The sequence below is a fragment of the Thalassobacter sp. genome (assembly GCF_982993085.1).
The window spans coordinates 1-3,370 of sequence record NZ_CEZFMW010000200.1 but is presented as its reverse complement, the minus strand read 5'-3'; the positions used below and the strand labels follow the sequence as shown (position 1 = coordinate 3,370).

Annotated in this window: 4 protein-coding genes; all 4 read right to left on the bottom strand. The window is 59.1% G+C overall.

Annotated elements, in window-relative coordinates; all coding sequences use genetic code 11:
• Nucleotides 1–139: 139 nt before the first annotated feature.
• The 4 genes from AC4GMC_RS17820 to purB all read right to left on the bottom strand — a co-directional run bounded on the left by AC4GMC_RS17820 (nucleotide 140) and on the right by purB (nucleotide 3,300).
• Entirely contained in the window at nucleotides 140–673 is a 534-nt protein-coding gene (locus tag AC4GMC_RS17820) for a tetratricopeptide repeat protein (RefSeq protein WP_487877214.1), read from the bottom strand.
• Nucleotides 674–738: 65 nt separating this feature from the next.
• Nucleotides 739–1,632: an N-acetyl-gamma-glutamyl-phosphate reductase gene (gene argC / locus AC4GMC_RS17815; RefSeq protein WP_487877213.1), complete on the bottom strand. Its 894-nt coding sequence runs from the start codon at nucleotides 1,630–1,632 to the stop codon at nucleotides 739–741.
• A gap of 127 nt (nucleotides 1,633–1,759) precedes the next feature.
• A complete protein-coding gene (locus AC4GMC_RS17810; protein WP_116903986.1) occupies nucleotides 1,760–1,924 on the bottom strand; it encodes a chitin-binding domain-containing protein in 165 nt (54 codons plus the stop codon).
• Between the two features lie 74 nt (nucleotides 1,925–1,998).
• Complete coding sequence (purB, locus tag AC4GMC_RS17805) at nucleotides 1,999–3,300, bottom strand: adenylosuccinate lyase (protein ID WP_038002517.1); 1,302 nt, start codon at nucleotides 3,298–3,300, stop codon at nucleotides 1,999–2,001.
• Nucleotides 3,301–3,370 lie beyond the last annotated feature (70 nt).

Genomic DNA, 3,370 nt, shown 5'->3' with positions numbered 1-3,370 from the left:
TTGGGAGATTGCGCTGGTACCACCAAGTTTGCCCTCATGAGTGTCTGAGGGGATATTGGCGGGCCAAGGTTAAAGTTTGGTCAACGCCGCGACCCAAGCTCGAACCAAACTACGTCGAATGTGACGCAGTTATTGTGCACTAATAGCTATAGCCCGCGCCGCTTGCGATGGCTTGGCGCAGCGACACCTCGGCCCAAGTGCCGCGCCCGCCCGTGGTGCGGATCAGGGTCAGTTGCGCCCGTGCCGCGTCGGAATTGCCTGCTTCAACAAAGCCTTGCCCCATGTAGCTGCGGGCCTGCCAATGGTTTGGATCTAGCGCAAGTGCCGCCGTGTAATGCGCCATGCCGGTGTCAAAATCACCCATTTTGCGTGCGACAAACCCGCGAAGCGTTAACGCGTCGGCTGTGTCTGGCGCGTTGAGCGCTGCAAGGGCCAAGCTTGCCGCGTCGTAGTCGCCAGCGTAGGCAAAATACCGCGCGGCGTTCAGCCGATCTTTATCCAAAAGGGACCCGCTTTGACTGCTGACGCAGGTCTTGGTTTTGGCGTCAAACACCTCACCTGCTTTGCAATCCTTGTTTGGGTTCGTCGCGGCAGGCACCGCGGACCCGGCGGCGAATGCGGTCATTGGCAGGCTCAAAATAGCCGTCAAGCTCAGGGCAAAGAGGGTCTTCATGGCGCGCGCTCCTGTTGGTTATCATTCCAACACATAGGGCGCGCGCGCCTGAAACAACCCGTTTGTTAGAGCCCGGCGGTTTCTGGCGCACCGATCATCAGGTTGAGGTTTTGCACCGCCGTACCGCTGGCACCTTTGCCCAAATTGTCCAATGTGGCCGACACAGTGATGCGGTCGGCGCCATTGCCCAAGACCGAAATTTCCATCCGGTTGGTCCCATTCAGCGCCGTCGCAGAAAGCCGATCTGGGGCGTCAACGATATCCACGAAAGGCGCGCTGGCATAGAACGCAGCATAGATTTCAGCCAGTTGCGTGGCGGAGACGTCGGCGCCTGATAGGTGCAGCTGCACAATCATCCCTTGGGCATAATTGCCAACGGCGGGCTGGAAAAACGGTGTCTGGGAAAGGCGACCGTATTCCATGATTTCTGGCACATGTTTGTGGTTTTGACCCGTGGCATAAAGGAAATGATCGGGGGCTGTGCCGGCCTCATATTCTGCGATCAATGCTTTGCCACCACCTGTGTAGCCTGACACCCCCGTCAGGGTCGCGACGTAGTCAGCGGATAGGGCGCCTGCATCGCGCAAGGGGCGCAAAAGAGCAATAGAGCCCGTGGCATAACAGCCGACGTTGGCCACCCGGTCAGAGGCCGCAATGGCGGCTTTCGCGCCGGGCAGCTCGGGCATGCCATAGGTCCAACCCTCGGCGATGCGGTGCGCGGTTGACGCGTCGATGATCCGGCAGTCGCCGGCCAACGCGACAGCCTCAATCGCGGCGGCGTCGGGCAGGCACAAAATACCCACATCCGCCGCGGCAAAGGCAGCGGCGCGGGCTTCGGGCGATTTGCGCTCGGCAGCATCCACCGAGATCAGTGTGATGTCGTCGCGCGCCTCAAGACGTTCGCGGATTTGCAGCCCCGTTGTGCCAGCTTCGCCGTCGATGAATACTTTTGCCGTCATGGTTCGGTCCTTCGGTTCTTGGCCCGTGATGGGCGTGGGGGGCTTAGGTCAATTTTATCCGCCATACAAATGAAAAGCGCGCGCCGGTCCCCCAGCGCGCGCCTTGATGCGAGTATGTGGTGCGGGATCAGCTGTTGATTGCGGTCACGCAGCTTCGGCTTGCGGCATCCCAAACAGTCCCAGTGGCACACGACATCGCGGCCTGCTTGGCGCTGTTGCATTCATACGCAAGCGCAAGGCTGGGCGCGGCTGCCAGGATGGCGGCGATAGAGAGGGTCTTCCACGTCTTCATTGTCGTCTCCTGTTGCGGTTTACGCTAAGGAAGCTAGCAGATTTCCCTCATTTGTCACCAAATTTGCGCGCAGCCTAGCCGAAAACACGTTTAAAAATCGTGTCCACGTGCTTGGTGTGATAGCCCATGTCGAACTTTTCGTTGATTTCCTCAACGGAAAGGGCGGCGCACACCTCTGGGTCGGCCAGCAGTTCTTCGCGGAAATCAGTGCGATGTTCCCAGACCTTGAGCGCGTTGCGTTGCACCATGGAATAGGCATCCTCACGGCTGACACCGGCCTGCGTAAGCGCAAGCAAAACCCGCTGAGACATGACCAAACCTGGAAATTTGTTCATGTTATCGAGCATATTGTCAGGGAAAATCAGCATTTTGTCGATAACGCCGGTCAGGCGGTGCAGCGCAAAATCAAGTGTGATTGTGGCATCGGGGCCAATGTTCCGCTCAACCGAAGAGTGGGAGATATCACGCTCATGCCAGAGGGCCACGTTCTCCATGGCGGGAACCACGGCGGAGCGGACCATGCGTGCCAGCCCTGTCAGGTTCTCGGTCAGAACGGGGTTTTTCTTGTGCGGCATCGCGCTGGAGCCTTTTTGACCCATCGAGAAAAACTCAGCGCCCTCAAGGACTTCGGTCCGCTGCATATGGCGGATTTCTGTCGCGACGTTTTCGATCGACGAGGCGACAACACCAAGTGCTGCAAAGAATGCAGCGTGGCGGTCACGCGGGATGACTTGGGTGCTGATCGGCTCAGGCGAGAGGCCAAGCTGGGCGCAAACATGCTCCTCAACGCGGGGATCAACGTTGGCAAAGGTGCCGATGGCGCCGGATACGGCCCCTGTCGCGATCTCGGCGCGGGCGGTTTTCAGACGCGCAAGGTTGCGGTCCATTTCAGCGTAGAACCGCGCAAACGTCAGGCCCATGGTTGTGGGTTCGGCGTGAATGCCGTGGCTGCGGCCGACGCGCAGGGTGTCTTTGTGTTCAATCGCGCGGCGCTTGAGGGCAGCCAAAAGACCGTCCATATCCGCAATCAGAATGTCTGCAGCGCGTACAAGCTGAACGTTGAAACAGGTGTCCAGCACGTCCGAGGACGTCATGCCTTGGTGGACAAAACGAGCCTCATCGCTGCCGACATGTTCGGCCAAGTGGGTCAGGAACGCGATCACGTCATGCTTGGTGACGGCTTCGATTTCGTCGATGCGGGCGACGTCGAACTCAACGTCTTTTGCTTTCCAAACCGCTTGTGCGTTTTCGCGCGGGATCACACCCAGATCGGCCATGGCATCGCAGGCGTGCGCCTCGATCTCAAACCAGATGCGGAATTTCGTCTCGGGGGACCAGATGGCGACCATGTCAGGGCGGGAATAACGGGGGATCATCGGCTCTCATCTCTTGCGTTGCTGCGGCTTGGCGTTTCTCTTAGGGTCCGCTCGGGTGATGTGCAACACG

Coding starts and splice junctions, on each gene's coding strand:
- AC4GMC_RS17820 (WP_487877214.1), bottom strand. CDS start 673: ATGAAGACCCTCTTTGCCCTGAGCTTGACGGCTATTTTGAGCCTGCCA.
- argC (WP_487877213.1), bottom strand. CDS start 1,632: ATGACGGCAAAAGTATTCATCGACGGCGAAGCTGGCACAACGGGGCTG.
- AC4GMC_RS17810 (WP_116903986.1), bottom strand. CDS start 1,924: ATGAAGACGTGGAAGACCCTCTCTATCGCCGCCATCCTGGCAGCCGCG.
- purB (WP_038002517.1), bottom strand. CDS start 3,300: ATGATCCCCCGTTATTCCCGCCCTGACATGGTCGCCATCTGGTCCCCC.